This is a genomic window from Sphingomonas sp. Leaf407, assembly GCF_001425385.1.
Lineage (GTDB): Bacteria > Pseudomonadota > Alphaproteobacteria > Sphingomonadales > Sphingomonadaceae > Sphingomonas.
The window spans coordinates 580,930-604,506 of sequence record NZ_LMQO01000003.1 but is presented as its reverse complement, the minus strand read 5'-3'; the positions used below and the strand labels follow the sequence as shown (position 1 = coordinate 604,506).

At 67.2% G+C, this 23,577-nt stretch carries 28 protein-coding genes; 14 read left to right on the top strand and 14 right to left on the bottom strand.

Going from position 1 to position 23,577, the window contains the following annotated elements; genetic code table 11:
* Window positions 1–258: 258 nt before the first annotated feature.
* The 6 genes from ASG37_RS12315 (at window position 259) to yihA (ending at window position 3,726) form a co-directional block, all read left to right on the top strand.
* Entirely contained in the window at window positions 259–498 is a 240-nt protein-coding gene (locus tag ASG37_RS12315; RefSeq protein ID WP_055760626.1) for a hypothetical protein, read from the top strand.
* Between the two features lie 105 nt (window positions 499–603).
* Window positions 604–738, top strand: a complete 135-nt coding sequence (gene rpmH, locus ASG37_RS12310; RefSeq protein ID WP_055760361.1) for a 50S ribosomal protein L34 — start codon at window positions 604–606, stop codon at window positions 736–738.
* A 5-nt stretch (window positions 739–743) separates the two neighbouring features.
* Entirely contained in the window at window positions 744–1,091 is a 348-nt protein-coding gene (gene rnpA / locus ASG37_RS12305) for a ribonuclease P protein component (protein ID WP_055760356.1), read from the top strand.
* A gap of 29 nt (window positions 1,092–1,120) precedes the next feature.
* The gene (gene yidD / locus ASG37_RS12300; protein ID WP_055760623.1) at window positions 1,121–1,333 is read left to right on the top strand and encodes a membrane protein insertion efficiency factor YidD; all 213 of its coding nucleotides are present in this window, start codon (window positions 1,121–1,123) and stop codon (window positions 1,331–1,333) included.
* A gap of 27 nt (window positions 1,334–1,360) precedes the next feature.
* Window positions 1,361–3,058 carry a membrane protein insertase YidC gene (gene yidC, locus ASG37_RS12295; RefSeq protein WP_055760353.1) on the top strand — a complete coding sequence of 566 codons (1,698 nt, stop codon included), beginning with the start codon at window positions 1,361–1,363 and terminating at the stop codon, window positions 3,056–3,058.
* A complete protein-coding gene (gene yihA, locus ASG37_RS12290) occupies window positions 3,055–3,726 on the top strand; it encodes a ribosome biogenesis GTP-binding protein YihA/YsxC (RefSeq protein WP_055760351.1) in 672 nt (223 codons plus the stop codon). The genes yidC and yihA overlap by 4 nt, the downstream gene beginning before the upstream one ends.
* A 51-nt stretch (window positions 3,727–3,777) precedes the next feature.
* Here yihA and ASG37_RS12285 read toward each other — a convergent pair whose 3' ends face one another.
* Window positions 3,778–3,993 (bottom strand): hypothetical protein, encoded by a 216-nt coding sequence (locus ASG37_RS12285; RefSeq protein ID WP_162233465.1) that lies wholly within the window; start codon window positions 3,991–3,993, stop codon window positions 3,778–3,780.
* Between ASG37_RS12285 and ASG37_RS12280 the strand changes: the two genes are divergently transcribed.
* A complete protein-coding gene (locus ASG37_RS12280; protein ID WP_200909761.1) occupies window positions 3,980–4,648 on the top strand; it encodes a glutathione S-transferase in 669 nt (222 codons plus the stop codon). The two genes, ASG37_RS12285 and ASG37_RS12280, sit on opposite strands and share 14 nt — an antisense overlap.
* A 12-nt stretch (window positions 4,649–4,660) precedes the next feature.
* The gene (locus tag ASG37_RS12275; RefSeq protein ID WP_055760345.1) at window positions 4,661–5,056 is read left to right on the top strand and encodes a VOC family protein; all 396 of its coding nucleotides are present in this window, start codon (window positions 4,661–4,663) and stop codon (window positions 5,054–5,056) included.
* A gap of 114 nt (window positions 5,057–5,170) precedes the next feature.
* Here ASG37_RS12275 and ASG37_RS12270 read toward each other — a convergent pair whose 3' ends face one another.
* Window positions 5,171–5,926, bottom strand: coding sequence for an alpha/beta fold hydrolase (locus ASG37_RS12270; RefSeq protein ID WP_055760342.1), 756 nt, complete (start codon window positions 5,924–5,926; stop codon window positions 5,171–5,173).
* Between the two features lie 137 nt (window positions 5,927–6,063).
* Between ASG37_RS12270 and ASG37_RS12265 the strand changes: the two genes are divergently transcribed.
* Entirely contained in the window at window positions 6,064–6,711 is a 648-nt protein-coding gene (locus ASG37_RS12265) for a YitT family protein (protein ID WP_055760338.1), read from the top strand.
* Between the two features lie 24 nt (window positions 6,712–6,735).
* Here the strand turns inward: ASG37_RS12265 and ASG37_RS18195 are convergent, their stop codons facing one another.
* The 5 genes from ASG37_RS18195 to ASG37_RS12240 form a co-directional block, all read right to left on the bottom strand.
* Window positions 6,736–7,419: a methyl-accepting chemotaxis protein gene (locus ASG37_RS18195; protein WP_055760336.1), complete on the bottom strand. Its 684-nt coding sequence runs from the start codon at window positions 7,417–7,419 to the stop codon at window positions 6,736–6,738.
* 102 nt (window positions 7,420–7,521) lie between these two features.
* Window positions 7,522–8,547: an aspartate-semialdehyde dehydrogenase gene (locus ASG37_RS12255; protein WP_055760333.1), complete on the bottom strand. Its 1,026-nt coding sequence runs from the start codon at window positions 8,545–8,547 to the stop codon at window positions 7,522–7,524.
* 59 nt (window positions 8,548–8,606) lie between these two features.
* The gene (locus ASG37_RS12250) at window positions 8,607–9,962 is read right to left on the bottom strand and encodes a DUF418 domain-containing protein (RefSeq protein ID WP_055760330.1); all 1,356 of its coding nucleotides are present in this window, start codon (window positions 9,960–9,962) and stop codon (window positions 8,607–8,609) included.
* Window positions 9,963–10,035: 73 nt separating this feature from the next.
* Window positions 10,036–12,264 (bottom strand): S9 family peptidase, encoded by a 2,229-nt coding sequence (locus ASG37_RS12245; RefSeq protein ID WP_055760327.1) that lies wholly within the window; start codon window positions 12,262–12,264, stop codon window positions 10,036–10,038.
* Between the two features lie 200 nt (window positions 12,265–12,464).
* The gene (locus tag ASG37_RS12240) at window positions 12,465–12,950 is read right to left on the bottom strand and encodes an SH3 domain-containing protein (protein WP_055760324.1); all 486 of its coding nucleotides are present in this window, start codon (window positions 12,948–12,950) and stop codon (window positions 12,465–12,467) included.
* Window positions 12,951–13,045: 95 nt separating this feature from the next.
* Here ASG37_RS12240 and ASG37_RS12235 point away from each other — a divergent pair, with 95 nt between their 5' ends.
* Complete coding sequence (locus ASG37_RS12235; protein WP_055760321.1) at window positions 13,046–14,050, top strand: 2-hydroxyacid dehydrogenase; 1,005 nt, start codon at window positions 13,046–13,048, stop codon at window positions 14,048–14,050.
* Between the two features lie 107 nt (window positions 14,051–14,157).
* Window positions 14,158–14,370 (top strand): hypothetical protein, encoded by a 213-nt coding sequence (locus tag ASG37_RS12230; RefSeq protein ID WP_055760318.1) that lies wholly within the window; start codon window positions 14,158–14,160, stop codon window positions 14,368–14,370.
* Between the two features lie 6 nt (window positions 14,371–14,376).
* Here the strand turns inward: ASG37_RS12230 and ASG37_RS12225 are convergent, their stop codons facing one another.
* Entirely contained in the window at window positions 14,377–15,057 is a 681-nt protein-coding gene (locus ASG37_RS12225; protein WP_055760617.1) for a glutamine amidotransferase, read from the bottom strand.
* 129 nt (window positions 15,058–15,186) lie between these two features.
* On the opposite strand from ASG37_RS12225, the gene ASG37_RS12220 reads away from it, so the two are divergent.
* A complete protein-coding gene (locus ASG37_RS12220; RefSeq protein ID WP_055760315.1) occupies window positions 15,187–15,381 on the top strand; it encodes a hypothetical protein in 195 nt (64 codons plus the stop codon).
* Window positions 15,382–15,408: 27 nt separating this feature from the next.
* On the opposite strand, the gene ASG37_RS12215 is transcribed toward ASG37_RS12220, so the two are convergent.
* The 6 genes from ASG37_RS12215 to ASG37_RS12195 are packed head-to-tail and all read right to left on the bottom strand — an operon-like array spanning window position 15,409 to window position 20,097.
* Window positions 15,409–15,888: a hypothetical protein gene (locus ASG37_RS12215; RefSeq protein WP_055760312.1), complete on the bottom strand. Its 480-nt coding sequence runs from the start codon at window positions 15,886–15,888 to the stop codon at window positions 15,409–15,411.
* Window positions 15,888–17,291 carry an NAD(P)H-dependent flavin oxidoreductase gene (locus tag ASG37_RS12210; RefSeq protein WP_055760613.1) on the bottom strand — a complete coding sequence of 468 codons (1,404 nt, stop codon included), beginning with the start codon at window positions 17,289–17,291 and terminating at the stop codon, window positions 15,888–15,890. The genes ASG37_RS12215 and ASG37_RS12210 overlap by 1 nt, the downstream gene beginning before the upstream one ends.
* 60 nt (window positions 17,292–17,351) lie before the next feature.
* Entirely contained in the window at window positions 17,352–17,546 is a 195-nt protein-coding gene (locus tag ASG37_RS17700) for a hypothetical protein (protein ID WP_156349139.1), read from the bottom strand.
* An 18-nt stretch (window positions 17,547–17,564) separates the two neighbouring features.
* Window positions 17,565–18,059 (bottom strand): hypothetical protein, encoded by a 495-nt coding sequence (locus ASG37_RS12205; protein WP_156349138.1) that lies wholly within the window; start codon window positions 18,057–18,059, stop codon window positions 17,565–17,567.
* 26 nt (window positions 18,060–18,085) lie between these two features.
* Window positions 18,086–19,222 carry a glycosyltransferase gene (locus ASG37_RS12200; protein ID WP_055760307.1) on the bottom strand — a complete coding sequence of 379 codons (1,137 nt, stop codon included), beginning with the start codon at window positions 19,220–19,222 and terminating at the stop codon, window positions 18,086–18,088.
* Window positions 19,219–20,097 carry an alpha/beta fold hydrolase gene (locus tag ASG37_RS12195; protein ID WP_055760305.1) on the bottom strand — a complete coding sequence of 293 codons (879 nt, stop codon included), beginning with the start codon at window positions 20,095–20,097 and terminating at the stop codon, window positions 19,219–19,221. Before ASG37_RS12195 ends, ASG37_RS12200 begins: the two co-directional genes overlap by 4 nt.
* An 18-nt stretch (window positions 20,098–20,115) precedes the next feature.
* Here ASG37_RS12195 and ASG37_RS12190 point away from each other — a divergent pair, with 18 nt between their 5' ends.
* Both ASG37_RS12190 and astD read left to right on the top strand, forming a co-directional pair.
* A complete protein-coding gene (locus ASG37_RS12190; protein WP_055760302.1) occupies window positions 20,116–21,606 on the top strand; it encodes a protein adenylyltransferase SelO family protein in 1,491 nt (496 codons plus the stop codon).
* 342 nt (window positions 21,607–21,948) lie between these two features.
* Complete coding sequence (astD, locus tag ASG37_RS12185; RefSeq protein ID WP_414888155.1) at window positions 21,949–23,358, top strand: succinylglutamate-semialdehyde dehydrogenase; 1,410 nt, start codon at window positions 21,949–21,951, stop codon at window positions 23,356–23,358.
* The last annotated feature ends 219 nt before the right edge of the window (window positions 23,359–23,577 follow it).

Genomic DNA, 23,577 nt, shown 5'->3' with positions numbered 1-23,577 from the left:
GGTCGTGCATCAGGCGGCATCGATCGCCGCGCCGTGGACCCCGGAACAAGTCCGGGGTGACGATGCGGCTGTGCATTTCGATCAGCATCGGGGATTCACAGGTCTGGGGCGGGCGTGACGTTTCCTCGCCGGCCGACCCACCCCCGGCCCCTCCCTTGTCAGGGAGAGGCGTTTTCCGACGGACTGCCTTTGCCATCCGATGGAACACGGCGCACGCCGTCTTGTGGCTGCAACACACTGGTGGCATGGATGGTGGCCATGCAGATCCTGCTCCTGATACTTGGTTCGATGCTGATTCTCGCGACGCCGCTGGTCGCGTTGCTGCCGGGGCCGGGGGGCATGTTCACCTTTGCCGCCGGGCTGGCGCTGATCCTGCGCAATTCGCCATGGGCCAGGCGCCGGTTCGCGCGGGTGATGCGGCGTTATCCGCGCACCTCGGCGCTGGTCGACCGGGTGCTGCGCCGGGCGAGTGCGAAGCGGCGTCGCCTGCGCGGGTGATCCGTTGACTTGCGACCGACCGATCGCTAAGGGCTCCAACCACGCGGCCGCCGTAACTGGCGGCTTTTTACGTTCTATTGCAGTTCGAATACCTGGGGATGAGTGATGAAGCGGACTTTTCAGCCGAGCAACCTGGTGCGGGCCCGTCGTCACGGCTTCCGTTCGCGCATGGCGACGCCGGGCGGCCGCAACGTGATCCGCGCGCGTCGTTCGCGCGGCCGCAAGAAGCTGTCGGCATAATCAAGATGCTGCGCCGCCAGGATTATCTGGCGGCGAATGCGGGACGCCGGGCACCGATGCCCGGCTTTGTCCTGCTGGTGCGCCAGCGCCGCGAGGGCGAGCTGGCCACCACCGCCGACGCTACAGCCGACAGGGCGATGCGAATCGGCATCACCGTATCGAAGAAGGTCGGCAACGCCGTCATCCGCAACCGGATGAAACGGCGCTTTCGCGCGCTCGCTGCCGAACTGCTGCCCGACCACGGGCTGGCCGGTGCCGATCATGTGCTGATCGGCCGCGCCGGCGGGATCGAGCGCCCGTTCGACGACCTCAAGGTCGAACTGACCAAGGCGTTGCGCAAGGTCCGCCGGTGAGCGACGGCACCCGCCCCCCTGCCCCGAGCATCGCCGCGCGCGCGTTGATGCTCGTCGCGCGCGGGTGGCAATTGGGGCCGTCGCTGATCCTGCCGCCCTCGTGCCGCTATCAACCGTCGTGTTCGGCCTATGCAATCACCGCCCTTCACCGCTATGGCGCGGCCAAGGGGGGCTGGCTGGCCGCGAAACGTATCGCGCGCTGCCATCCCTGGGGTGGGCACGGCCATGATCCGGTGCCTTGAAAGACTGACGCCGTAAGGACCAAGCGCGTGAAAGACGATCAGAAGAATTTCCTGCTGTTCGCGGTGCTGGCGGCGCTGGTGCTGTTCGGCTGGCCCTATGTCGCCAACCGCTTCTTTCCGGCCGCCAATCCGCCGGTCGTGAAGGTCGAGGACGGCAAGGCCAAGCCCGTCGCCAATCCATCGGCCGATCCCGCCGCCGATAGCGTGAACGCGATCCGCGACCGCAATCTGGTGTTGCGCGAGAGCCCACGCATCGCAATCGAGACGCCCAGCGTGCGCGGGTCGATCAACCTGCGCGGCGGGCGGATCGACGACCTCGTGCTGGTGCGCCACAACGAGACGATCGCTCCCGATTCGCCGCCGGTCCGCCTCCTGTCGCCATCGGGCACCGCCGATGCGTATTTCGCGCAGTTCGGCTGGAGCGGCACCGGCATCACCGCGCCGCCCGCCGACGCGCTGTGGACCGCGAGCGCGACGAAGCTGACCCCGCAGACGCCGGTGACGCTGTCGACGACGGTCGGCACCCAGCGGTATCAAATGCAGATCGCGGTCGACACCGGCTATATGTTCACCATCCGCCAGAGCGTGGCGAATGCGGGGGCGCAGCCGGTGCAGGTCGCGACCTATGGCCTGCTCAGCCGGCGCGGCGCGCCGGTCGACAAGGATACGATGACGATCCAGGTCGGCCCGGTCTATGAAGCCGGCAACGGCGTGAAGTTCGACGTCAACTACACCGACATCGACGAGAAGCCCGAGACCTTCGCCACCAAGGGCGGCTGGCTCGGCTTCACCGACCATTATTGGATGACCGCGCTGATCCCCGATCAGGGCGTGCAGCACACCCTCTCGCTGCGCGGTGGCGACCAGCGGCATCAGGCGGACTATCGTTCGCCGACGCTGGCGGCGGTAGCACCAGGACAGGCGCTGTCGCAGACGACGCGCTTCTTCGCCGGTGCCAAGGAGAACAAGCTCCTCAACGCCTATGAGGAGCAGGGCGTGCCCTATTTCTCGCGCTCGATCGACTGGGGCTGGTTCCGCATCGTCGAAGAGCCGATCTTCGTCTATCTCGACTGGCTGTTCCGCCTCGTCGGCAACTTCGGCGTGGCGATCATCCTGCTGACGCTGACGATCCGTGGCCTGATGTTCCCGGTCGCACAGCGCCAGTTCGCGTCGATGGCGGCGATGCGCGCGGTCCAGCCCAAGTTGAAGGTGCTGCAGGAGCGCTACAAGGACGACAAGGCGCAGTTGCAGCAGAAGATGATGCAGCTCTACAAGGAGGAAAAGGTCAATCCGGTTGCCGGCTGTCTGCCGACGCTGATCCAGATTCCGATCTTCTACGCGCTGTACAAGGTGCTGTTGCTGACCATCGAGATGCGGCACCAGCCGTTCGTCGGGTGGATCAAGGATCTGTCGGCGCCCGATCCGGCGACGATCCTGAACCTGTTCGGCTATCTCGACTTCACCCCGCCGCATTTCCTCGCGATCGGCATCGTGCCGGTGCTGCTGGGCATTTCGATGTACTTCCAGTTCAAGCTGAACCCGGCGCCGATGGACGACATGCAGAAGCAGGTCTTCGGGTTGATGCCATGGGTGCTGATGTTCGTCATGGCCCCGTTCGCGGTGGGCCTGCAGGTCTACTGGATCACGTCGAATCTGCTGACCATCGCGCAGCAGCAGTTGCTGTACGCACGGCATCCCGCGCTCAAGCAGGCGGCGGCGAAGTGAGCGACACGCCTCCCCCCGCCCCGCCGGGCGACGCGCGCTTCGACGAGGACCTGATCGAGTCGGCGCGCAAAATCTTCGCCGGCCCGATCCAGTTCCTGAAATCGGCACCATCGCTCGAACATCTGCCCAGCCCCGACGTGTCCGAGATCGCCTTTGCCGGGCGATCGAACGTCGGCAAGTCGTCGCTGCTCAACGCACTGACCGGGCGCACGTCGCTGGCGCGGACCTCGGTCACGCCGGGGCGGACGCAGGAGCTGAACTTCTTCGACATCGGCACGCCGCTGAAATTCCGGCTGGTCGACATGCCGGGCTATGGCTTCGCCAAGGCGCCCAAGGACATGGTGCGCAAGTGGCGCTATCTGGTGAACGATTATCTGCGCGGGCGGCAGGTGCTGAAACGCACGCTGGTGCTGGTCGATTCGCGCCACGGCATCAAGGATGTCGACCGCGAGGTCTTCACGATGCTCGACAAGGCGGCGACCAGCTATCGCATCGTGCTGACCAAGACCGACAAGATCAAGGCGAGCGAGCTGGACGCGGTCTATGCCGCGGTGGCCGAGGAAGTGCGCAAGCGCCCGGCGGCGCACCCTGACGTCATCTCGACATCGAGCGAGAAGGGCATGGGGATCGCGGAGTTGCGCGCGGCGGTGATCGAGTCGCTCGGCTGAACCCACCTCGTCATTCCGGCCTACGCCGGAATGACGATTCGTGCCCCGGGATCAGACGCCCCGCAACGCCAACAACCCCGCGCCCACCGACAGCAGCAGCGCGATGCCGAACGCCATGATCGCCGCTGCACCCCGTTCGCACGACCGATCGTGCAGCCCGCCGACGCTGTGCGGGTCGCTGCCTTGATCGTTCTGCCAAACAGTCAGTTCCAACCGCTCGACACGTCCCGCCGGGCGTGGCACCACCCGCCCCATGCTGAAGCTCATCATCGGGAACAAGGCCTATTCCTCATGGTCGCTGCGCGGCTGGCTGGCGGCCAAGCTGTCGGGCCTGCCGTTCGAGGAGGTCGTCGTGCCGCTCTACGACGCCGACTGGGACAAGCGGCGCGAGGGTGACGAGTTCGCCCCGTCGTCGGGCAAGGTCCCGATCCTGTGGGACGGCGACGAGATCGTCGTGTGGGACAGTCTGGCGATCGTCGAATATCTGAACGAGAAATCGGGTGGCGACCGGTTCTGGCCCGCCGACGCCGCCGCACGGGCGATGGCGCGGTCGATGGCGGCGGAAATGCACTCGGGCTTTGCCGCGCTGCGCCGCAAGCACAGCATGAACGTGCGGCAGGTGTACGACCCGGTGCAGCCCGACGACGACGTGCTGGCCGACCTGTCGCGCATCTACGAGCTATGGGCGCAGGCGCGGGCGCGCTTTGGCCATGGCGGCGATTTCCTGTTCGGCGGCTTCGGCGCGGTCGACGCGATGTTCGCGCCGGTGGCGACGCGCATCGTCACCTATTCGCTGCCCTGCCCGCGTTTCGCGATGGGCTATATCATCACCCTGCTCAATCACCCGTGGCTGCAGGACTGGATCGCCGCCGCGCAGGAAGAGGAATGGGTGCTGGAGAAGTTCGAGCAACCCGTCACCTGAAAGGAGCGAGCCATGTCCGACGACTATCCCGGCGTCATTCCCCATCTGACCATCGCCGACCGTCGCGCCGACGAGGCGATCGGTTTCTACCAGACTGCGTTCGGCGCGGAGCTGGTGCAGCGGATGCCGACCGAGGACGGGCGGGTGATGCACGCGCATCTGAAGATCAACGGCGGGTCGGTGATGCTGAACGACGATTTCCCCGAATATCACGGGGCGACTGGCGCTCCGGCGGCGATGACGCTGCATCTGCAAGTGGCCGACACCGATGCCGCGTTCGATCGGGCGACGACGGCGGGGGCTACGGTGACGATGCCGCTCGACAACCAGTTCTGGGGCGACCGCTATGGGCAGGTCGCCGACCCGTTCGGGTTCACATGGTCGATCGGCGGGCCGGTCAGGGAATAGCCTCAAAGCCCCTCCCTGACAGGGAGGGGTTGGGGTGGGTCGGCCGGTTGGCTGGCGCAACGTTTCCTCGCGAACCTACCCACCCCCGGCCCCTCCCTTGTCAGGGAGGGGAGGTTATTCCCCAAGAAACCCCGCGATCGTCTCGCCCAGTTCGCGTTTCGTCACCGCGCTCATGTGGTTGCCCGGCGTTTCGGCCAGTCGCGCGTCGGGCAGCAGGTCGGCGAGCGCGGCGTGACTGCCGTTGTCGTCGTCGTCCTTTCCGGCCAGCACCAGCACCGGCTGGCGGATTGCCGCCACTTCGTCGCGCGACGTGTCGACGAAAGTGTCGAGGATGCCGAGCAAGGCGACCGCATCGCCACCGGTGGTCTTGAGGAACGCCTCCGCCATCCATTCGGGCGATCCGCGCTCGAAACTGCCGAGGTTGGTGAGGATGTTGCGGAAATGCGCCGCGCGTGCGCCGGTGTCGAGTAGCCCTTCCAGCCCCATGCCGCTCAGCACGACCTTGGCCGGGGCCGCGCCCATCGTCAGCATTCGCACCACCGTCCGCGCGCCCAGCGAATAGCCGCCGAGATCATAGTCGGTCAGGCCAAGGTGCGCGAGCAACGCCATGCCGTCGTGTGCCAGCGCATCGGGCGGATAGGCGGCGGCATCGTGCGGCCGGGCGCTGCCCCCGTGCGCGCGCAGGTCGGGCATGATGACGCGACAGCCGGTGGCGGCGATCTTCGCGGCGTGGCCATAGCGGATCCAGTTGGTCATCGCGTCGCTGAAATAGCCGTGGATCAGCACCACCGGCCGGCCTTCGCCGACCTCGTGCCAGACGATTTCCTGTCCGTCGAAGCTGGCGAAGCGATGGGTGGCGACGTCGGACAAGGCAGCGGCTCCGCGAAAAAAGGATCGTCGTCCCGAGCGATAGGCGGGTGGCGGCCCCAAGTCGAGCAACGCGCCCCCTTCCCCGCCGGGCCGCACCCCGCTACAGCCGACGCAACAAAAGAACAACGTGGGAGAGGGTGCCGGTTTCTTCGCCGGAGTCCGCCGCCATCGCCCCAGCCGTCCCCCCGCACGCCGTACCGCACAGCCGGTCCGAGGATGTCTATGCCATCACCGTCGGCTGCGTGATGATCGCGCTCGGCCTCGCGCTGCTGCGCGCCGCCGGGCTGGTGACGGGCGGGATCGCCGGGGTGGCGCTGCTGGTCGGCTATCTGGTGCCGTTGCCGACCGGGGTGCTGTTCACGCTCCTCAATATCCCGTTCTTCCTGTTCGCGCGCGCGGCGATGGGCAGCCGCTTCATGTGGCGGACGATCGCGGTCAACGGCGGGATCGCGCTGTTCTCCAGCCTCGCGCGCTATGGCATCCGCATCGTCGAGGTACATCCGGCCTTTGCCGCGATCGCCGGGGGGACCGTAATCGGCATGGGCATCCTCGCGCTCGCGCGGCACGATGCCGGGGTCGGCGGAACCGGCGTGGTGACATTGTGGCTGCAACGCACGCGCGGGTGGAATGCAGGCCGCACGCAGGTGGCGATCGACATCGCCATCCTGCTCGCGTCGTTCGCGGTCGTCACGCCGACGCTGATCGCATGGTCGGCGCTGAGCGCGGCGGCGATCAGCGGCATCCTGATCGCGTGGCACCGGCCGGGGCGCTATACCGGGTATTGATGGGCGGGGATCACGCTGCCGGCTTCACGCCGCCAGCATCACGCCTTCATGGTCCTTCAGCATCGCCGAGGCGCGTTCGGTGGCGCTGCGGGTGTCGTCGGCCAGTTTGCGCACCTCGGTCGCGACCACCGCGAAGCCGCGCCCGGCATCGCCGGCGCGCGCCGCCTCGATCGCGGCGTTGAGCGCCACCAGCCGGGTCTGCGACGCGATGCCGCCGATCGTCGCGACGATACCGGCAAGCTGCGTCACCGCCGTCTGCAATTCGTTGCGCTGGTCCTGCAATTCGCGGTGATAGCGCATGCCTTCGTCGAAACGCTGCTGCACTTCGAGTTCGAGCCGTACCTGCCGCGTCTGGTCGGTAGCGATCTTGACGATCTTGACCGGGCGGCCGTGCTCGTCGAGGATCGGGTTGTAGGTCGCCTGCAACCAGCGTTCTTCGCCGCTGCGCGAGACGCGGCGATACAGTCCGGTGTCGAACGCGCCGCTGCCCAGCTTGCGCCAGAAATCGCCATAGTCCGGTTCGGCGGTATCATGGACGGTGCAGAACATGCGGTGGTGCCGCCCGGCCACCTCGTCGAGCCGGTATTCCATCACCTTGAGGAAGCGGTCGTTGGCCCACAACACCACGCCGTCCAGACCGAATTCGACCACGGCCTGCGACCGGCAGATCGCATCCCACGTCCCGACATATCCGATGGAATCGTCCATCCATCCCTCCTGCGATAGCAAAGGGTATACGGCTGGCGGACTTAAGATTTGCTTAGGAGTGGCTCGCCACCGGGCCGCAGGCCCGGTGCGATACCGTACCGGTCAGTCCTTTTTCAGATGCCGGCGACCCAGCAGTTCGGCGATCTGCACCGCGTTCAGCGCGGCACCTTTCCGCAGATTGTCCGAGACGCACCACAGCGCCAGGCCGTTCTCGACGGTCGAATCCTCGCGCACGCGGCTGACATAGGTCGCGAATTCGCCGACGCATTCGATCGGCGTGACGTATCCGCCGTCCTCACGCTTGTCGACCAGCATGATGCCGGGCGCTTCGCGCAGGATGTTCTGCGCGTCCTGCGCCGACAGTTCGTTTTCCAGCTCGATGTTGATCGCTTCGCTATGGCCGACGAACACCGGCACGCGGACGCAGGTGGCGACGACCTTGATCTTGGGATCGAGGATCTTCTTGGTTTCGACCACCATCTTCCATTCTTCCTTGGTCGACCCGTCGTCGAGGAAGCTGTCGATGTGCGGGATCACGTTGAACGCGATCTGCTTGGTGAACTTCACCGGATCGGCCGAATCGCCGACGAAGATGTTGCGGCTCTGTTCGAACAGCTCGTCCATCCCCGCCTTGCCCGCGCCCGACACCGATTGATAGGTGGCGACGACGACGCGCTTGATCGTCGCGGCATCGTGCAGCGGCTTCAGGGCCACCACCATCTGCGCGGTCGAGCAATTGGGGTTGGCGATGATGTTCTTGACCTTGTAGCCGTCGATCGCCTCCGGGTTCACCTCGGGCACGATCAGCGGCACGTCGGGGTCCATGCGGTAGAGCGACGAATTGTCGATCACCACGCAGCCCGCCGCCGCGAACTTGGGCGCATAGATTTTGGTCGCGTCGCTGCCGATCGCGAACAACGCCATGTCCCAGCCGGCCGGATCGAAATGCTCGATGTTCTGGATCTTGTACTGCTTGCCGGTCTCGCCGAAGTCGGCCATCTCGCCGGCCGAACGCGACGAGGCGAGCACCGCCAGATCGTCGATCGGGAATTCCCGCTCGGCGAGGATGTTCAGCATTTCGCGACCGACATTGCCGGTCGCGCCGGCGACCACTACCCGATAACCCACTAGCCTACTCCGCGATCAAATCTTGCGCGCGGCATAGCCAATCGGACCGAATTGTAAAGTCAGGCCGCCGCCAGCGTGGGGCCAGGCAGCGGTTCGCGGAGCCGCGGATGGCGAAACGGCTGCCATTGCCAATAGGCGAGGCTGCGCCATGCCCATTCCAGCGGCCCGTTGACGAACGACCGCGCCCACAGGTTCGCGACGATGGTGCAGACGATGATGACGGCGGTGCCGATGGCGAACTGCGCGGCATGGCCGTACCGGTCCCACAGGTCGAAGCCGTACGGCGCGAACAGGATATGCAGCCCGATGATCTGTTCGAGGAAATAGACCGAGAACGCCATCCGCCCGACCGCCTTGAACGGTTTCAACACCGCCATGCCGCCGAGCGACTTCATCGCGAGGTTGACCGCCGCGACATGGCCGATCGAGGTGAGGATGCGCCCCGCCTCCTCGGTGATCCAGAGCGTCTTGGGAATCGGCAGGAAGGCGAGGAACTCGCTCACCCCGACGATGCGCGCGCCCAGCCCCAGCCCATAGGTGACGACCATCAGCCCCAGATAGAAGCGCGCGCTGCGCAGCCCCTGCGTCACGCCCCATTTCCACAGCGCGACGCCGATCAGCATCATGCAGAACGCCTCGACGATGGCGATGCCGAGGAAGCCCTTGCCGACCATGAAGGTCAGCCATGCCGTCCACATATAGTGCGCATAGGGCAGCCAGCCGCCGGCATGCGCCTTGCGTTCCTCGACCAGATCCTTCGCCATCTTCTCCGTCGGCTGGCGCTTGGCGATCTTCTCGTTCCATGTCTTGAGCGCCTTGGCGTCGACCGCCGCGACCGGGCGGCCCGCCGCCTGCGCCGCCTGCGCGCGCTCGACCCCGGCGACCATCGGCACGCGCTCGACATAATCCAAGGTGCCCATCACCCCCATGGTCAGCGCGAACAGGCTGCCGATCGCGACCAGTGCCTTTGGCCCCAGCAGGCGGAAGGGAAACAGGAACAGCGAGGCGATGGCATAGACCGTCAGAATATCGCCGACCCACAGCACGACGAACACGTTGACGAGGCCGAAGGCGAGCAGCCAGAGCGTGCGACGGAAGAACAGGTCGGCGATCGCCACCGGTCCGTCGGGGCGCATCGCCCGCGCGGTCAGCACCATGAACCCCGCGCCGAACAACAGTTCGAGCACGCCGCGCTGCGTCCCTTCGAGGAACACGTCGACCGCGACCCACACCCATTTGTCGAGCGGGGTCCAGCCGACCAGGCGCGGGTCGGCGAACAGTTTCGTCACCGACGACGCCTGGGTCGGGACATTCATGTAGAAGATGCCGAGGATCGCGAGGCCCCGCAGCACGTCCAGCACATCGATCCGCGCACGGCCCGTTACCGGTGCGATGGAAACCCCTGCTTCGCTCATTGGTCCGACTCCCCCCGAAGTACGGACGTTACCGTACCACGGGGGCAAGTCTTCCCGCAATCAAAAGCGGTCGTTACTTGGCCGCAACGGTCCGGTCGAGGAAGTCGAGGATCGTTCCCCACAGATGTTCGCTGATCCCCGGACCACCGACGCGGTGGGTCTGCCCCGGATAGAGCATCAGTTCGAACGGCGTCTTGGACTTCTGCATCGCCGCCATCATCGCGGTCGAATGTTCGAGCACGACGTTATCGTCGGCCATGCCGTGGATCAGCAGCAGCGGATCGGTGATCTTCGCCGCGTCCGCCACGGTCGCCGACGCGGCGTATGCCTCGGGCACCTGACGCGGATCGCCCATGTAGCGTTCGGTATAATGGGTGTCGTACAGCTCCCACCGGCTGACCGGAGCGCCCGCCACGCCGGCGGCGAACACGCCCGGCGCCTTCTCCAGCAGCTTCAAGGTCATATAGCCGCCGTACGACCAGCCATAGGTCGCGATCCTATCGGACGCGACGAACGGCAGCGATTTCAGATACTCGGCGCCGGCCAGTTGATCCTCGACCTCGACGCTGCCCATCGCGTGGTGGATCTGATCCTCGAACGCCTTGCCGCGATCGGGCGAGCCGCGATTGTCGATCTCGAACCAGATCCAGCCGCGGTCGACCAGATATTGCCGCAGCGCCCCGCCCCATGCCCGACGCACGACCTGGCTGTGCGGGCCGCCATAGTGCGAGAAAAACACCGGATAGCGCTTGCCCGGCTCGATCACTGGCGTAATCATGTTCCAGTAGAGCGTCGATCCGTCCTTCGCCTTCACCGTGCCGAACTGCGTCGGACGGTGGCTGGCGACATAGGGCGCATAGGGGTGATCGCCCTTCAGCGCATTCTCGTTGATCCATGCAAGGCGCTTGGCGGTGGTATCCGCCAGATAGATTTGCGCGGGCTGATCGGGGTTGGAGCGGGTGACGATCAGCCGGCTGGCCTTGCCGTCCATCGACGCGCCGTACGACCAGCCACGCTCGGTCAGCCGGGTGACGGCGCCGGGACGCGCGATGTCGACATAATAGAGCTGGCGTTCGAGGACATCGTCCTTGTTGCCGAGGAAATAGACGCGGCCCTTCGCCTCGTCGACACCCGCCAGATCGCCGACCGCCCAGTCGCCCTTGGTCAACTGCGTCCAGTTGCCCGCCTTCCAGCGATAGAGATGGCCGTGGCCGTCGCGTTCGGACCACCACAACATGCTGCCGTCCTTCATCGGCTGATAGGCGTCGGACAGGTTGATCCAGCTATCCGGCCCCGATTGTTCGGTGAACAGCACGGTGGACGTACCCGTGGCCGGATCGACGCGCAGCATGTCGAGCCGGGTCTGCGCGCGGTTCTGCCGCTGGACCAGCAGCGCCTTGCCATCGGGCGTCCAGTCGACCCGCGCCAGATAGATGTCGGGATCGGGGCCGAGATCGACCTTCACCTTGCCCGAGCCATCGGGCTTCATGACGTAGAGGTCGACCAGCACGTTGGGCGTGCCCGCCTTGGGATAGCGTTGCTGGTAGATGCTCGTCCCCTCGGCACCGATCGCCGAGCGGGTGACGATGCCGACCGGGGCCTCGTCGAAGCGTTCGACCGCGACCAGCCGGTCGCCGGGTGACCACCAGTATCCGGTGCGCCGGCCCATTTCCTCCTGCGCGACGAACTCCGCCTCGCCGAAATGGACGGTGTCCCTGCCCTCGATCGTCAGCGGCGTCTCGCGCCCCGACTTGAGGTCGAGCGCGACGAGATTCTGGTCGCGCACGAAGCTGACATAGCCGCCGGCCGGGCTGACCACCGGGTTCAACTCGCCGCTCTCGCTGTTGGTCAGGCGGCGGACGTCGCCGCTGATCGTCGCGAGATACAGGTCGCCGTCGAGCGGCACGAGGATCGACTTGCCGTCGGGCGACCAGTCATAGGCGAGGATGCCACGCTTGCCGGTCAGCGAGCGGTCGCGCTCGCGCTGCATCTTTTCGGCTTCGGACAGCGCCGCGCCAGTGCCGACCTTCTTGCTGTCGACCAGCATCCGCCATTCGCGCGTCGTGGTGTCCATCGCCCACAAATCGAACCGCTCGCGCTCGTCGGCGCGGTTGCGCAGCAGCGTGACGTATTTGCCGTCGGGCGAGAGTTTCAGGCTCTGCGGGGCCGATCCGTTGAGGTCGGGGCTGGCGAAGACCCGCTCCAGCGTCAGGTCGCCCGGTTTGGCCGGGACCGGTGCCTCACTCGCCATGCCTGCCTGTCCCAATGCCAGCAACGCCACGCCCAACCACCATTTCACCATGCTGCCCCGTCTCCGATAGTGCCGGATGGTATCGCCCGATACGGCGGGGCAGTAAATGGCGGAAAACGTGCTGGAGCTGTTCCTCCCCTCCCTGACAAGGGATGGGGTCGGGGGTGGGTCGGTCTGCGAGGGGATGTCGCGCCTGCCACGGGCCTACCCATCCCCGGCCCCTCCCTTGTCAGGGAGGGGAGCAGCATGGCCTACATCGCCTCGCCCGGATCGACGCCCCACAGCCGTGCCTGTTCGACATAGCCGCCGCGCCCGCGCACGTCGAAATAGCACCAGCCGCCGGTGCAGCGCGACAGCCGCCCGACCACGCCCTTCGCCGCGCGCCACGCCACCGCCGCGCCCGGTTGCGGCGAGGCGCGCAGCTCGACCATGTCCTGCGCGACATAGGCGGTGCGCCGATCGCTCAAGAGCCCAACCTGAAACCAGCCACGCGTACCGTCGGGGTCCTCGACCCGGCGCCAGTCCTGATACACGTCGACCACCTTGATCGGCAGGTCGGCGCGGCGATAGACCCATTGCGTCGGATAATTCTTGCCCGGCCCGCTGCGCATCCGCGCCTCGCCCGCCGCGACCGAGGCGTAATAGGGCGGCTTGCGACGCTGCGCATCGGCCGGAAGAGTGGTGAGCAGCGTCGCCACCGCACTCGCCAGCAACGCCTGTCGTCCGAACCGCTTCATTTCCTGTCCCCTTGAACCAAATTCTGCCTCTATCGTCACGGCCGCGCATCGGACAGCCCGTTGACGATTCCCCGGCTTGCCGCCAATCCGTGGATATGGTCGCCGCTTCGCCCCCGCTCCGCCGTCCGCGCGTGTATGTGACGCGGCAATTGCCACGTGCCGTCGAGGAACGCATGACGACCTTGTTCGATGCGGTGCTGAACGCCGACGACCATGGTTTTTCGCGCGATGAGCTGGCGGCGGCGATGGCCGATTGCGACGTGCTGGTCCCCGCCGTCACCGACAGTATCGATGCGACGCTGATCGCGCAGGCGCCCGACCGGCTGCGGCTGATCGCCAGCTACGGCGCGGGGGTCAACCATATCGACCTCGCTGCCGCCCGCGCGCGGCGCATCCCCGTCACCAACACGCCGGGCGTGCTGAGCGAGGATACCGCCGACATGGTGATGGCGCTGATCCTCGCCGTGCCGCGCCGGCTGGCCGAGGGCGAGAAGCTGGTGCGATCGGGCGAGTGGAAGGGGTGGAGCCCCGGCGGAATGCTCGGCCACCGCATCGGCGGCAAGGCGCTGGGCATCGTCGGCATGGGGCGCATCGGCCAGGCGGTGGCTAGGCGGGCGCGCGCGTTCGGCCTGTCGATCCATTATCACAACCGCCACCGCCTGCCCGCCGTCGTCGAGGCGGACCTCAGCGCGACATGGCATGGCGACCTCGACGCGATGCTGCGCACGGTCGACCTGCTGACGATCCACACGCCGCGCAACGCCGACAGCGAGAACCTGATCGACGCGCGGCGGATCGCGCTGCTGGGTGCCCATGTCTATCTCATCAACGCCTCGCGCGGCGGGATCGTCGACGAGGAGGCGCTGGTCGACGCGCTGGAGGCCGGGCGGCTGGCGGGCGCGGGGCTCGACGTATGGGCGCATGAACCGCGGATCGATCCGCGGCTGCTGGCGCTGCCCAACGTCATGATGACGCCGCACATGGGGTCGGCGACATTAGAGGGCCGAATCGCGATGGGCGAAAAGGTCATCACCAACATCCGCGTCTGGGCCGACGGCCACCGCCCGCCCGATCAGGTGCTCGACGGGTTGCGACGGTAGAGCGGTTTCACGCACATCGCGCTTCGTCGCAACGCTTCGTTTACGTGCCTCGTCCTATCGCCCGGATCACGCTATGCTGTAGTGCAGCATTACTTGGGGAATCGAAGATGATCCGGCGAATCGTCGCGCTTTTCTCTTGCGCGCTCGGCAAGCATACGCCGCGCAAGCGGTCGATCTGGCACGACAATATCGATGCGCGCTCGCGCTGCCTCGGCTGCGGCGCACCGCTGCGCCGCGACATGCACGGCCGCTGGCACCGCTTCAACAGCCGCCGCGACGGCAACATCCACCGCCAGCCGCACCCGCATTTCGACCGCTGAGGGGCTTTACACCCCCAGCCCGGTCAGCCACTCGGCGATCATCGCCTGTCCGGCGCGCACCGCCGCCGGGCCATGGGTGCGATAGGCCTCGACCAGCCCCGCCCGGTGCATCGGACAGTCGAGATAGTCGAGCCATGCGGTAAAGCGTTCGTCCTCGCCCATCTCGGCATGGAATTGCAGCGCCAGCAGGTTGTTCCCTCGCCGGAACCCCTGCCGATAGCGCGCGGTGGTCGCCAGCAGCTCGGTCCCGTGCGGCAGGTCGAAGGTATCGCCGTGCCAGTGCAGCACCGGCACCTGCGCAACATGGCGCAGCGGCGAGGCGATCCCTGGCGTCAGGTCGATGGCATCGAAGCCGATCTCACACGCCGGCCCCTTGTAGACCGCCGCGCCCAGCGCCGCCGCGACCATCTGCGCGCCAAGGCAGATGCCGAGCGTCGGGCGATCCGCCGCCAGCCGTCGGGCAAGTGCAGCGATCTCGCCGGGAATCCACGGGTGGTCGGCGGTGTCGTACACCCCCATCGGCCCGCCCATCACGATCAGCAGGTCGGGCGCGGTCAGATCGGCGGTGGCGAACGCCGGATCGGTCACGTCGATCCGGTCGAGCGCATAGCCCGCCGCCTCGATCGGCGCGCGATAGCCGGCGCAGCCTTCGTAGGGGACATGACGAACGATCAGGGCGGACTTCATCATCGCAACCTAGTCTGGGCGAGCTGAACCGACGCTGCAATGTTTCTTTGTGTGGCCCAAGCGACGGTTCGGAACCTGTCGCGGCGCAAGCCATTTCATGGGGCGTCCCGCGTAACAGGAGGTAAACCCATGAAGAAATTCGCAACGCTCGTCCTCGCCCTTGCCGCCGGCTCGTCGCTGGCCGCCTGTTCGACGCTGCGCGGCGGCGCGATCGGCGCGGCGGGCGGTGCCGGCATCGCCGCCGCGACCGGCGGCAGCGTGGAAAAGGGCGCAGCAGTCGGCGGCGTCGGCGGCGCGGTGGTCGGCACCGTTGCCGACGATTGATCGAACGGGAACGGCCGGGGCGGACCGCTACCCCCCGGCCATCCCGCGCAACTGTGCCGCCCGGCGCACATCCTTCGGGCGATCGAACAGCGTCAGCATTTCGGCAAGGTCGATGCGATCGGGGATGAACACGGTTCCCCCTGCAAGACGCACCGCTTCGCGCGACCGTGGTACGACCGGAACCCAGTCCCCACGCTGCCGGACCGTCAGCCCGGCCATGAACTCGACATGGATGTCCGCAAGTACGGCAACCGCATAGCGGGCCGACCGGAAATGGTCGCTGTGACCAGGATCGAGCGACCAGACCTCGGGCACCGCCGTGACAAGCCCGAAATCGTCCGCGTCGATGAGGACGTCGGTGTCGTCGACCATGGTTCCCGGAACGCCGTGCAGCGCGACGGCCGCCCCCGCGATCACCCACCACGGCGATCGCGCGGCCCCAAGGATGTGCGCCACCCGGGCCAGCGCCGCCCGATGCGACAGCGTCAACCCGGGTGCCGTCCGCATCAGTCGCCGGTCAGGATGCGGTCGACCAGTTGCTTCACGCTCGGCACGAAGCCGTTGGAATAGAACGGATCGCGCTTGAAGTTGTACGCGGCGTGGCCGGCGAACATCAGGTTGCGGTCGGTATCGCCGCCGTGCGCGATGTCCTGCAACGTCTTCTGGATGCAGAAGCTGCGCGGATCGGCCAGCCGTCCGGTCGAGTTCGTTTCGCTGTCGGCCCAGCTCGAAAAGCTGCACTGCGACAGGCAACCCATGCAGTCGGTCTGGTCCTTGCGGATTTCGCCCTTTTCTTCCGGCGTCACGAACACCAGCGTGTTGTCCGGCGTCTTGAGCGCATCGGTGAAGCCGTGGCCGAACCATTCGCGCGCGCGCAGCAGGTCGCCCTGCGTCACCCAGAAGTTCCTGCCCTTCACGCCCACGTCGAGCTGGAACACATGGTCGCCCGCTTCCTGCCTGGAAAAGGCGATCTGGCGTTCGGAACGCGCTTCGAGCTGGCGCAGGAACGGGTTGCGCACCGCCGACGAATAGAAACCGGTCGGCGAGAAACGGTGCAGCAGCACGTCGCCTTCCTCGATCTCCATCAGCTTCTGCTTCCACCCTTGCGGGATCGGGCTTTCCTGCGTCAGCAGCGGACGCGTGCCGAACTGGAACGCGATCCTGCCCAGTTCGGGATTGTCGATCCAGTCGCTCCAGTCGCGCAAATACCATACGCCGCCGGCCATCACGATCGGGACGTCGTCGGAAATACCGCCCTCGCGCATCGTCGCGCGCAGGTCGCGGACGCGCGGATAGGGGTCCTGGGGCTTGAGCGGGTCCTCGGCGTTCGACAGGCCGTTGTGGCCGCCCGCCAGCCACGGGTCCTCGTACACCACCGCCGCCAGCCATTCCGACGCCTTGGAATAGGCGCGCTTCCACAGTGCGCGGAACGCCCGGCCCGACGACACGATCGGCAGATAGCTGACGCCGTAGGATGCGGTGATCTCCGACAGCTTGTAGGGCATGCCCGCACCACAGGTGACGCCCGAGACGAGGCCGCGCGTGCGCTCCAGCACGCCGTGCAGGATGCGCTGCGCCCCGCCCATTTCCCACAGCACGTTGATGTTGATCGCGCCGTTGCCGCCGGCGATCTCCCACGCGCGGCGGACCTGCTGCACCGCGCCCTCGATGGCATATTCGATCAGTTCCTCATGGCGCTCGCGGCGGGTGAGCGCCTTGTACACCTGCGGAATGATCTTGCCGTCGGGGTCGTAGCTGTCGGCGTTGACCGCCGAGACGGTGCCGATGCCGCCCGCCGCCGCCCATGCGCCGGCGGATGCGTGATTGGTCGCGGCGACGCCCTTGCCCCCTTCGATCAGCGGCCAGACTTCGCGGCCGTTATAGACGATGGGCGACAGACCTTTGAACAACGTGACCTCCGCTGGAACCAAGCCGGTCGACGGCATTCGTGCCGACCGCATCGCGCGTCATTACTGGCTGGGTAGCAGGAACGCGAGCAAATTGCGTGGGTGCCCTCTGGCCATCGACCGGTACGAAGCCGAGCATTGGCGCGGCGCAGCGCAGGCACCGCCCGGCGGGCGTTCGGAATCACCGCCCGGCATCATGCCGATCGCGTCGCGCATGTCGCCATCACCGACGCGCATGCGATCCAACCATCGCCGCATGTCGGGCCCTCCGGAGGTTCAGGGTAACGGCTGCGGCGCACCCTCGATCGCCGGCATAACCTCGAAATGGACCGGCACGTCGGCCGACGGTTTCCGGCCACCCCATTCCAGTCGTCGGCCATAGATCAGCAGATATTTCGCCACCCCGGTATCGACCACGACCAGCCGATCAGGCTGCGAATGCGACGTCACCGGAACGCCGCATCCGACCCCGTTACCCGACGTCGCCGGCCGCCATTCGGCACAGCGAATGTCGCCGCGTCCCGTATGATCGCGCAGCGCCAGCGACAGCCGGGCACGATCGGGATCGATCGCCCCCGACAGCGGCACGAGCCGCAGCCCGTTCCCCATCGTCACCGTGACCCAGAACATCTTCCTCGGCGGATCGACCTGCAATTCGAACCGATCGGAACGACCGTCCTCGTCGACATCCACCTGCAACGACGCGCCTTGCGGGGCGGTCGCGCTCGACAGCATCGCCATTGCCACCATCCCACCGATCGATCGCACCATGCACCCCCCTGCGTCGCTGCCTCGCGTCAGCCCAGCGCCCCGGGCCGCCCGATCGCATCCTCATACAACGCCTTGTACCGCGCGATCATTACCGCCTCGTCGAACGCGGCGCGGGCCTTGGCCTGGTTCGCCTCGCCCACCTTGCGGCGTGCGACCGCATCGGTGGCCAGCGCCTGCAACCGGTCGCGCAGATGCACTTCGTGGCGGTCGATACCCATGTAGGGCGCGTTCTCTTCCGCCACCATCGACTTGATGTCGCCGACCGGTGGCGCGACGACCGGCAGCCCCGCCGCCATCGCCTCCATGACCGAGATCGGCTGCTGCTCGCTCTTCGACGACAGCGCGAAAATGTCGAACAGTCCCATGTAGCGCCATGCGTCGGGCAGGAAGCCTGGCAGATGGACGCGGTCGTCGATGCCCATCGCCTCGGCGGCGTCGAGGATCGCCTGCCGCTCCGGCCCTTCGCCGACGATCACCAGCCGCACCTTGACCGCGATCCCGCCGACCGCGCGGACCAGCAGCGGCAGGTCCTTCACGTCGCGCAGGCCCGCCACCGCGCCGATCACCACTTCGCCGGTCTTGCGGCGGAAGCCGGGGATGGCATCCGCCGCGACGCCTTGCGCGAACCTGTCGACCGGCACGCCGTTGCCGATCAGGTGCAGCCGCGCCTCGGGCTGTTTCCACGGTCCCCGCGCGACGGCCATCAGCTTGTCCGACGGCACGACCAGCGCGTGGGCGGCGGACAGCGCGACCCGGCGATACATGTTGCGCACCGGGTTCAGCCGGACCGCCTCGTCCTCGTTGAAACCATCCTCGTGGTGGATCACCGGGGGCAGGCCCCTGGTGAATACGCGCCTGGCCATCACCCCGTCGATCGCGCCCCAGTTATAGGTCAGCACGAGATCGAACCGGCGCAGGAAATTCGCGATCGCCTCGTACCGCGCGACCGAGGGTTTGCCGGTCAGCGGCGGCGGGTTCTGCGCGATCTGCCAGTCGATATGGCGGCCGATCGCCGCCTGCGCCTCGACCCGCTCGGGCACGCCCGAGACGATGGTGTGCGTCGCGTTGCGGCCAAAGGCATGCATCAGCCGGATCGCGCGCGCCTCCTTGCCACCATAGGCGAAGGAGGAATGGAGGTGGAGGATGCGGACCGGCGCGCTCATGCGCCCGCCACCCGTGCGAGCAGCCGGTCGATCGCGGCTTGCGCCGGCGCTTCGTTCAGCGTCGGGGCATGGCCGGTGTCGGGCACGACGGTCAGTTCCGCGCCGTCGATCCGCGCCGCCATCGCCTCGGCCACCCGCGCGGGCAGGATGTCGGACAGCGCGCCGCGCACGATCGCCACCGGCTTGCCTGCCAGTGCCTCGTACGCGCGCCACATGTCCGGCCCCGCCTCGTTGCCCGGCACGCGGAACGGCTCGGCGATGCGCATGTCGTAGTCGAGCTGGATGCGCCCGGCCGAGGTCAGCCGGTGCAGCCGCTTGGCCATGTGCAGCCAGTCATGGACGTCATAGCCTGGATAGACCGCCGCGTTCCCCTCGGCCATGCAGCGCGCGGCGTGCATCCATGTCGGGTGGCTCACCTGCTTGCCGACATAGCCGCGAATCCGCCCCAACCCCACCGGGTCCAGTTCCGGCCCGACGTCGTTCAGCAGCGCGGCGGCGATCCGGTCGCGATCGGTCGCCGCCAGCAGCATCGTCAATATGCCGCCGAGCGAGGTGCCGAACGCCACGACGCGCGGCAGGTCGAGCTGGTTGAGCAGCGCCTCGACATCCTGAAGATAGACGAGCGGCACATAGGTCATCGGATCGCGCGCATAACCGCTCTCGCCACGCCCGCGCATCTCGGGCACGATCAGCCGCCATTCGCCGGCCAGCCGCCCGGCCACCTCGTCCCAGTCGCGCGCATTGCGCGTCAGGCCGTGGAGGCACAGGATCGCCGGGCGATCGGCGCGGCCGGCATAGTCGCGGTAATGCAGCCGCAGGCCGTCGTTCGACCACCAATAGCCATCGGTGCAGCGTTGCTTGTCGGGGAGCGCCATCGCCCCCCATATCGCCGCATGGCCGAAAACCCGCAACCCGCTCGCTATCGTCCCCGCACCGATATTCTGACGTTGGGCGATCCGTTCTTTGATCCCGTCGAGGCGGCGGCGTTCCCGCAAGCGACACTGCGCTACCGCAACGACCGCGCGGCGGCGGAGATCGGGATGGTCCCCAGCCGTACCCCCGCGCAGGCGGGGGTCCAGGGTCAAGCAGAACCGACGTCGGCGGATAACGCTCTGGACCCCCGCCTGCGCGGGGGTACGGACGTGCGGAACGATCGCCTCGCCCTGACCGATGCGCAATGGATCACCCATTTCGCCCGCTTCGCCGCCCTCCCCGGCAGCCTGCCGCAGCCGCTGGCGCTGCGCTATCACGGTCATCAGTTCCAGCACTACAACCCCGACATCGGCGATGGGCGCGGCTTCCTCTTCGCGCAGCTTGAGGATGGCGCGGGTCGGCTGATGGATTTGGGCACCAAAGGATCGGGGCAGACACCATACAGCCGGTTCGGCGACGGCCGGCTGACGCTGAAAGGCGGGGTGCGCGAAATCCTCGCGACCGAGATGCTCGAGGCGCTGGGCGTCACCACCTCGCGCACCCTGTCGCTGATCGAGACGCACGAGGAACTGGTGCGCGGCGACGAACCCTCGCCCACCCGGTCGGCGGTGATGGTGCGGCTGAACCACAGCCATGTCCGCATCGGGACGTTCCAGCGCCTCGCCTATGAGCGCGACGGCGAGGCGATGGCGCGGCTGGTCGATTATGTGCTGATCCGCCTCTATCGTCGTGACCCCGGTGCCGAGCCGGCGGTCGAGCTGTTCGATGCGGCGGTCGGCCGCATCGCCACGCTTGCCGCGCAGTTCATGGAGGCGGGGTTCGTCCATGGCGTGCTCAATACCGACAATATCAACCTGACCGGCGAGAGCTTCGATTACGGCCCGTGGCGGTTCGCGCCATCGTGGGATACCGGCTTCACCGCCGCCTATTTCGATCATCAGGGGCTCTATGCCTATGGCCGCCAGCCCGATGCGATGCACTGGAACGCGATGCAACTGGCGGTGGCGCTGCGCACCATCGTCCCGGCCGAGCCGCTGATCGCGATCCTCGAAACCTATCCCGCCCGCTTCGCCCGCGCCGCCGCCGATGCGTTGTTGTGGCGGCTGGGCGTGTCCCCGCGCGGGGAAGCGGAGAACGGCGCGCTGCACGACGCGGTCGTCCGCGCGCTTGCCGCTTCCCGCATGCCGCTCGACCGCTTCTATCACGCGGCGTTCGGCGGCTGGCTGCCCGAAGGCGACGACTGGACACCGTTCGAGGAGGTCCGCGCGCTGCTGTCCGACTATCGGCCGCGCAAGGACCGCTCGCACCCCTATTGGTCCGACGCCGCGCCCTGCTCGATGCTGATCGACGAGTTGGAGGCGATCTGGGCGGCGATCGCCGACCACGACGACTGGGGGCCGCTGGACGCCAAGGTCGCCGCGATCCGGCGGATGGGGGACGCGCTGCGCTGATCCCATCGTCATTCCGGCCTCCCCCCGTCATTCCGGCGAAAGCCGGAATCCATGGATGGGGTGACGTCGCGCTTCCATCCAACCGGCTCGTGTCCATGGATTCCGGCCTTCGCCGGAATGACGGAGGTTAAAGCATCTACCCAACCCTCGTCATCCCCGCGCAGGCGGGGATCCATTGCCGCAACGGCTGCGCTGGAGACGCAACGTCGGCGCGTATGGATTCCCGCCTGCGCGGGAATGACGACGGGGCGGGGTGGCGCACCCGCCACCATTCCACAAATCTGGCATCCCGGTCCGTTCTGGTCCAAGAACGACTTAGTTTCAGGAGTCGATCACCCTATCATGGCCGAACTCGTCTCGACCGAACCCGCCACCGGGGCAACGCTGTGGCGCGGTGCCATCGGCGATGCCGATGCCGAAGTCGCCGCCGCGCGCGCCGGCTGGGCCGACTGGGCGTCGCGTCCGCTCACCTTCCGCGTCGAAACGCTGCGCCGCTTCGCCAATGTCGTGCGCCAGCGCGCCGAGGCGTTCGCCGACGTGATCGCCCGCGAAACCGGCAAGCCGCTGTGGGAAGCGCGCAGCGAGGTCGAGACGGTCGTCGCCAAGGTCGACATCTCCGTCACCGCCTATAGCGATCGGACCAGCCAGCGCCGGCTCGAATCGCCGATGAACACGCGCATGGCGCTGCGCCACAAGCCGCATGGCGTGCTGGCGGTGCTGGGGCCGTATAATTTCCCGGCGCACCTGCCCAACGGCCACATCGTCCCCGCGCTGATCGCGGGCAATGCGATCGTGTTCAAGCCGTCGGAAAAGACCCCGGCATCGGGTGCGTTCCTGATCGACTGCTACCGCGCGGCGGGCGTGCCCGAAGCGTGCGTGCGGCTGCTGATCGGCGGCGCGGACGAAGGGCGCGCGCTGTCGCAACACCCCGACATCGACGGGCTGCTGTTCACCGGATCGGCGCGCACCGGCGTCGCGCTCAACCGCCAGTTCGCCGAGACGCCGGGCAAGATCCTCGCGCTGGAGATGGGCGGCAACAATCCGATCGTGGTGTGGGGCACGCCCGACCTCTATTCGGCCGCCGTGCTGGTGGTGCAGTCCGCCTTCACCAGTGCCGGACAACGCTGCACCGCCGCGCGCCGGCTGATCGTCGAGCGGCGGCTGGCCGAACCGCTGCTGGCGGAGATCGGCCGGCTGTGCGACCGGCTCATCATCGGCGAACCCCATGCCGATCCGGCACCGTTCATGGGGCCGGTGATCGACAACGACGCCGCCGACCAGTTGACCGAAAGCTTCCTGTCCTTATCGGCGCGCGGCGGTCGCCCGTTGCGCTATCTGCGCCGGCTGATCGAGGGGCGGCCGTTCCTCACCCCCGGCATCATCGACATGTCCGACACCGCCGAGCGCAGCGACATCGAACTGTTCGGCCCGCTGCTGCAGGTGTTCCGCGTCGACAGTTTCGAGGATGCAATCGCCGAGGCGAACAACACCAATTACGGCCTGTCCGCCGCGCTGGTGGCGCAGGACCCGCGGCTCTACGACGCCTTCTGGGCCAATATCCGCGCGGGGATCGTCAACTGGAACCGGCCGACCAACGGCGCTTCGTCCGCAGCACCGTTTGGCGGGGTCGGCTGGTCGGGCAATCACCGCCCCTCGGCCTATTACGCCGCCGATTACTGCGCCTATCCGGTCGTCTCGGCCGAAGCGGAACAGCCGCGCGCCTCGATCGGCATCGGCCTTGCCAACGAATAGGGCCGGATCGACATTCAGCCAGACGGCGGCGCTTGGCTGCTCCCCTCCCCGACAAGGGAGGGGCCGGGGGTGGGTCGGCCCGCGAGGAAATGCAAGCGCTCCGCAACCGGCCGACCCACCCCCAACCCCTCCCTTCCAGGGAGGGGAGCAGATCGGGACGGCATATCGTTGAATGTCGATTCGCCCCGACGAAGAAGGTTGCGAGCGCCGCCGGTTGCG

Coding starts and splice junctions, on each gene's coding strand:
- ASG37_RS12315 (WP_055760626.1), top strand. CDS start 259: ATGCAGATCCTGCTCCTGATACTTGGTTCGATGCTGATTCTCGCGACG.
- rpmH (WP_055760361.1), top strand. CDS start 604: ATGAAGCGGACTTTTCAGCCGAGCAACCTGGTGCGGGCCCGTCGTCAC.
- rnpA (WP_055760356.1), top strand. CDS start 744: ATGCTGCGCCGCCAGGATTATCTGGCGGCGAATGCGGGACGCCGGGCA.
- ASG37_RS12280 (WP_200909761.1), top strand. CDS start 3,980: ATGCTGAAGCTCATCATCGGGAACAAGGCCTATTCCTCATGGTCGCTG.
- ASG37_RS12285 (WP_162233465.1), bottom strand. CDS start 3,993: ATGAGCTTCAGCATGGGGCGGGTGGTGCCACGCCCGGCGGGACGTGTC.
- ASG37_RS12275 (WP_055760345.1), top strand. CDS start 4,661: ATGTCCGACGACTATCCCGGCGTCATTCCCCATCTGACCATCGCCGAC.
- ASG37_RS18195 (WP_055760336.1), bottom strand. CDS start 7,419: ATGGACGATTCCATCGGATATGTCGGGACGTGGGATGCGATCTGCCGG.
- ASG37_RS12250 (WP_055760330.1), bottom strand. CDS start 9,962: ATGAGCGAAGCAGGGGTTTCCATCGCACCGGTAACGGGCCGTGCGCGG.
- ASG37_RS12245 (WP_055760327.1), bottom strand. CDS start 12,264: ATGGTGAAATGGTGGTTGGGCGTGGCGTTGCTGGCATTGGGACAGGCA.
- ASG37_RS12240 (WP_055760324.1), bottom strand. CDS start 12,950: ATGAAGCGGTTCGGACGACAGGCGTTGCTGGCGAGTGCGGTGGCGACG.
- ASG37_RS12235 (WP_055760321.1), top strand. CDS start 13,046: ATGGTCGCCGCTTCGCCCCCGCTCCGCCGTCCGCGCGTGTATGTGACG.
- ASG37_RS12230 (WP_055760318.1), top strand. CDS start 14,158: ATGATCCGGCGAATCGTCGCGCTTTTCTCTTGCGCGCTCGGCAAGCAT.
- ASG37_RS12225 (WP_055760617.1), bottom strand. CDS start 15,057: ATGAAGTCCGCCCTGATCGTTCGTCATGTCCCCTACGAAGGCTGCGCC.
- ASG37_RS12220 (WP_055760315.1), top strand. CDS start 15,187: ATGAAGAAATTCGCAACGCTCGTCCTCGCCCTTGCCGCCGGCTCGTCG.
- ASG37_RS12215 (WP_055760312.1), bottom strand. CDS start 15,888: ATGCGGACGGCACCCGGGTTGACGCTGTCGCATCGGGCGGCGCTGGCC.
- ASG37_RS17700 (WP_156349139.1), bottom strand. CDS start 17,546: ATGCGGCGATGGTTGGATCGCATGCGCGTCGGTGATGGCGACATGCGC.
- ASG37_RS12205 (WP_156349138.1), bottom strand. CDS start 18,059: ATGGTGCGATCGATCGGTGGGATGGTGGCAATGGCGATGCTGTCGAGC.
- ASG37_RS12200 (WP_055760307.1), bottom strand. CDS start 19,222: ATGAGCGCGCCGGTCCGCATCCTCCACCTCCATTCCTCCTTCGCCTAT.
- ASG37_RS12195 (WP_055760305.1), bottom strand. CDS start 20,097: ATGGCGCTCCCCGACAAGCAACGCTGCACCGATGGCTATTGGTGGTCG.
- ASG37_RS12190 (WP_055760302.1), top strand. CDS start 20,116: ATGGCCGAAAACCCGCAACCCGCTCGCTATCGTCCCCGCACCGATATT.
- astD (WP_414888155.1), top strand. CDS start 21,949: ATGGCCGAACTCGTCTCGACCGAACCCGCCACCGGGGCAACGCTGTGG.